Source organism: Candidatus Symbiopectobacterium sp., assembly GCF_020054415.1.
GTDB lineage: Bacteria > Pseudomonadota > Gammaproteobacteria > Enterobacterales > Enterobacteriaceae > Symbiopectobacterium.
The window spans coordinates 1-4,416 of the sequence record NZ_JAHWCO010000379.1 but is presented as its reverse complement, the minus strand read 5'-3'; the positions used below and the strand labels follow the sequence as shown (position 1 = coordinate 4,416).

The 4,416-nt window shown below is 52.6% G+C and carries 4 protein-coding genes and 3 pseudogenes; 2 read left to right on the top strand and 5 right to left on the bottom strand.

Translation table 11 applies throughout. The features are described from left to right. Window positions 1–137: 137 nt before the first annotated feature. Window positions 138–437: pseudogene (locus tag QZ506_RS11215) on the bottom strand (UDP-glucose 6-dehydrogenase); the annotation flags it as partial. Between the two features lie 61 nt (window positions 438–498). Here QZ506_RS11215 and QZ506_RS11210 point away from each other — a divergent pair. Continuing rightward, window positions 499–814 (top strand): annotated as a pseudogene (locus tag QZ506_RS11210) (IS1 family transposase). A gap of 23 nt (window positions 815–837) precedes the next feature. Here QZ506_RS11210 and QZ506_RS11205 read toward each other — a convergent pair. The 4 genes and pseudogenes from QZ506_RS11205 to QZ506_RS11190 form a co-directional block, all read right to left on the bottom strand. Beyond that, window positions 838–1,344 (bottom strand): annotated as a pseudogene (locus tag QZ506_RS11205) (hypothetical protein); the annotation flags it as partial. Window positions 1,345–1,590: 246 nt separating this feature from the next. Further along, complete coding sequence (locus QZ506_RS11200) at window positions 1,591–2,112, bottom strand: cupin domain-containing protein (RefSeq protein ID WP_291971114.1); 522 nt, start codon at window positions 2,110–2,112, stop codon at window positions 1,591–1,593. A gap of 116 nt (window positions 2,113–2,228) precedes the next feature. Then, entirely contained in the window at window positions 2,229–2,633 is a 405-nt protein-coding gene (locus tag QZ506_RS11195) for a hypothetical protein (RefSeq protein ID WP_291971112.1), read from the bottom strand. Window positions 2,634–2,770: 137 nt separating this feature from the next. Then, a complete protein-coding gene (locus QZ506_RS11190; protein WP_291971110.1) occupies window positions 2,771–3,427 on the bottom strand; it encodes an MFS transporter in 657 nt (218 codons plus the stop codon). A gap of 125 nt (window positions 3,428–3,552) precedes the next feature. Here QZ506_RS11190 and QZ506_RS11185 point away from each other — a divergent pair, with 125 nt between their 5' ends. Next, window positions 3,553–4,119, top strand: coding sequence for a TetR-like C-terminal domain-containing protein (locus QZ506_RS11185; RefSeq protein WP_291971108.1), 567 nt, complete (start codon window positions 3,553–3,555; stop codon window positions 4,117–4,119). The last annotated feature ends 297 nt before the right edge of the window (window positions 4,120–4,416 follow it).

Here is a 4,416-nt window from a genome sequence, read left to right as displayed (position 1 = left end):
TGTGTTTGATAATGGGATTGTTAGTATGAAGCATGAGAGTTACCTCGCGTTTTGTTTAAGGATTAGACACCCATATCAAAACCGGTAACTCTCAACCTTTCAAGGTCCAGTGTCAGATCTAGTCGCGACTAATACACATAATTGGCTAACAATTGCTTGGTGTCTTTGGGCAAACAATAGCCGCCATAACCAAATGACGGGTTGTTGTAATGCGAGCCGATACGCGGATCTAACCCGACCCCTTCAATAATCTGTCTGCTATCCAGCGTATGCATCTGTGCATAGCTATCGAGTTCTTTGAAATAGGCGACGCGCATGGCGAGATAGGTATCGGCGAACAGCTTGATGGCCTCCGCTTCCGTGGCATCGGTGTAGAGCACTGGCACCGTTTTCTTGATTGCCCCTTGCAGTAGCAAGGCGGCAAAGCGTTCTGCGCGCGGTCGTGTATTCAATATGTTGATTGCAGTGTGAAATGTCCGGTTTTGGATGTGGAATACAGTGGCTAAAGTTGATGTAAGATGCCCGTTTTGTGAACAGACATCTCGTGTGAAAAAACACGGTTATGGCAAAAGTGGCCATCAGCGTTACCGTCGTCAGTCATGCAAACACGGATGGCTACAGGGCTTACAACGACGAACTTCCAAAAGTAAAACACATTGTTAGTAAGCTGTATACACAGCGTATTGAGCGTGCGCATCTGACACTGCGTAACCGATTGCAACGGCTCAATCACAAGACGCTCGGATATTCAAAATCATCCGAAATGCACGATAGGATCATCGGTACTTACATCGAACGCGAGTACTACGTTTGATGCTACATCAACTCATTGAATACACGACCTGCGCGCGGCGAGCGTTCTCCAATGACAATGCGTGAAGGGTAGAGATTGTCGTGCAGCGCTTTTCCCTCGCGCAGAAATTCGGGAGAGAAAATAATATTATCCGTGGCAAAGGTGCACCGCAGTTGTTGAGTGTATCCCACGGGAACCGTTGATTTTATGACGATAAGCGCATCTGAGTTGATGGATAACACATCCTGCACCACGGATTCAATCGACTGGGTATCGAACGCATTGGTGATGGTATCGTAGTTGGTCGGCGTGGCGATAATCACGATATCCGCGTCCTGATAGGCCAACTGTTTATCCGTTGTAGCCACCAGATTGAGCGGTTTTTCCTTGAGATAATGGTCAATATATTTATCAACAATCGGCGACACGTTCTGGTTTAAAAGTGCCAATCTGTGTTCGATAACGTCGAGAGCCACCACCTGATTGTGCTGGGCCAATAGCACTGCGTTCGACAACCCGACGTAACAGGTGCCCGCGATAGTACATTTCATCATGTTAAATCCGCCTGAAAAATCCGGGGACAGTATAGAGAGCGTACGTGCATGAATTTTAAACATTGCCAAAACGATGCTGTGCTCGTTGCGTCATTTCAGATTCGCCCGAAGGGGTTTTGTTAGCAATAAGGTAAATGGCGGGGGTGTTGCTATCAGAAAACGCCACGCTTGATTGTCGCGTGGCGTTGACGTTTCTCACCAGCTGAAAGGTCTTCTTTGTGAGTGTATGTTGCTCGGCGCAGACTAATAGAAAGTTTCCTGACCGGTGAAATGCCCCACCCATCCTGCCGGATTAGTGAAAATACGGATGGCGGTGAAATCCGGCTGTGCGCTGCAGTCAAACCAGTGGCGGATGTTGGCCGGAACACGCAACAGGTCACCCGCTTCGCAAGTTAAACGAAACACCTTGTCGCCCAGCGGAACGAAGAACGTGCCGCTTCCCGTGACAAAAAAACGTACCTCATCTTCGCTGTGGGTATGTTCTTGTAAAAACTTCTCACGCAGCGCCTGTTTGTCGCGGTGATCCGGCGTAATGCGTATCACATCGGCGGCGGTGTAACCCTCTTGCCGTTTAAGGCGCTCGATATCCTGCTGAAAATGACTGAGCAGGGTGTCACCGTCCGCCGTTGTGGGCAGCGAGCCAATCTCCCAACGCTCGAGCTGGATTCCGGCACCCGCGAGCAGCTCGGCGATATCATCAAAGGCGGCCAGTTGCTCCGCGGGTTGTGCCGTGTGCGGTAGTTGGAATATGGATAATGTGGTCATGGATATTCTCCGCAAAAGAGGTAGACCATAACCATTCGCTTTGCAGGGATAAATCGCAAGACGAATTCTTTATATCTTATGCTGCCAAGTTGTTTAGTATTATGATTTTGTTAATTTTATTTTTCTTTTGTTAACCGCGGGATGAACGCTAGCACGATGGTCAACGTCGCCAGCGTAAGGATTACGACACCGTATATGTACGCGGTGTCGATCAACTCCAAATGCTGCGTCAGATAGCCTGCGATGATGGCGGGTACGCTGTTTGCCAAGTAGCTTTCGATGTAGAACACGGCAGTGAGGCCTGCTCGTTCGTGCGGCTTTGCCAGCGGAAGTACTCTACGTAGCGCGCCGAGGAATGCCATGCCAAACCCCAGCCCGGTAATGCATGCCCCCACCAGCAGCCAACCGGTGCTGGCGCGATGGACGGCGAACAACATCAGCGTCATGCCTACAATCAAGCAGAGTGCGCCCGCACGCAGTGTCGGTGTCGCGGCAGTGCGCCGTGCCAGAAGAATCGCCACGGCACCGCTTAGCGTCAGGGCTGCGACGGATATTCCGCTTAGCTAGGGGGAAACCGCTGGCGTATTTTGCGCCAGTAACGAGGGCATCAGCGAGAGATAGAAACCGCCTACCATCCATACCGCAACGTTGCCCGGCATCACACGCCAAAATGCCGTTCTGGCCGCGGGGGTACGGCAACGCTAGGACGCAGGCTGGCCCAGGCACCGTTGCGGAGCAGTCCGGTTTCCGGCGTACACGCCAGACCGATCAACAGCAGCACAAATTCGCCGAGCAGCAGCAGATAACCGCTGTGAAGCGGTGCCGGTTGACACACCAGCAGGGCACAGCTCAACATAGCACCAGCGGCCATACCGGTTAGCGGCGCAATGCTATTGACCAGCGAACCGCGTTCGGGATGCACATCCAGCAGAGCGGCACCCACCGCAGCGGTTGCCAGTCCGGTCGCAAAGCCCTGCACGATGCGCAAAATGACAAGCCCATAAGGATGCGATGCAAAGAGAAAACATAACATGGCGACTATGTTAAGCAGTAGCGCCGCAGCAATCACCGGACGTCGCCCCACGTGGTCGGAAAGTCGACCGGCGATCAGCAGGGCGCACAGCAGGGCAAAGGCATAGGCGGCGAAGATAGTAGTAAGCAGCGTCGCGGAAAATCCCCAATCGTGCTGATACAGCCGATAGAGCGGTGTCGGCACGCTAGAGGCCGCCATAAAGGCTATCAGAGTGAGGCAATGTAGTGCGAGTGCATTGCGCCGGGGTGTGGCGCGTATCACGGTATTGCTGATAACCGTCATGGCGTGTCCTGTGGTATAAAAGCTAATATTATGCGTTAACAACGCTACAGCGATTTCACCACTAAAGCAAATATTTTGCTTTAGTGGTGTCAATAAACGTTTTTTGTTCGACCAAGGAGTATCAGATGGCGATCACACAGGGTGTGCGGCCGGGGGGACGCAGCGCACGAGTGCAGGCGGCGATTCACCGGGCGGTCCGCGAGTTGGAACAGGAGATGGGGCGCCAGGCGCTCACCATTCCCGCCATTGCGACACGCGCGAGGGTGACACCGTCTACGCTTTATCGGCGCTGTGGGGATCTGCCCCAACTGCTGGCCGATGTAGCGGTGGAAAAACTGCGTCCAGATGCCGAGCCGCAGGACACCGGTTCTTTCACCGGCGATCTTGAGATCTGGCTGAATACTTACATCGAAGAGATGGCCTCGGAGCCGGGCCGGGCGATGCTGCGCGATGTGTTGGGCACGCCGGGGCATGAAAGTTCGGTCAAGTGTGCCGGTTTCACCACGCAGCAGTTGGAGGTGATTCGTGAGCGCGCCCTGGCGCGACAGGAAGCACCTGCCAGCGCGCAACAGATCATTGAGCGCATTATTGCCCCCCTGATGTACCGCATTTTATTTACCCGTGAGACACCCACGCCGCAGGATATCCAGCGATTGTTGGTGGCGCTGGCTGCGTCGTCAGAACACGTGTAGTCCTATACGATCGGGCGTTATCTCCCCATAGCGCCCGGTCACATGTGGTTATCCCCTTCGTCACAAAGACAAAGTTGGTTGCATAGCTAAAGCGCTGCTTAACTTTGCCACTCTTTGTATTTTACCCGTAGCTGTAATTCAGGATTAATAGCATCAGATGGGCTTTGTTGAATAAATAGAACTTTTGGGTAATCATCGGAGCAGATCACCACAGTTGTTTCAAAATCAGGTCTCCATGGCAAAACAAAATTTTAAAATCACCAACTGGCCCTCTTATAACAAGGCCCTAAAGCAGCG

Coding starts and splice junctions, on each gene's coding strand:
- QZ506_RS11200 (WP_291971114.1), bottom strand. CDS start 2,112: ATGACCACATTATCCATATTCCAACTACCGCACACGGCACAACCCGCG.
- QZ506_RS11190 (WP_291971110.1), bottom strand. CDS start 3,427: ATGACGGTTATCAGCAATACCGTGATACGCGCCACACCCCGGCGCAAT.
- QZ506_RS11185 (WP_291971108.1), top strand. CDS start 3,553: ATGGCGATCACACAGGGTGTGCGGCCGGGGGGACGCAGCGCACGAGTG.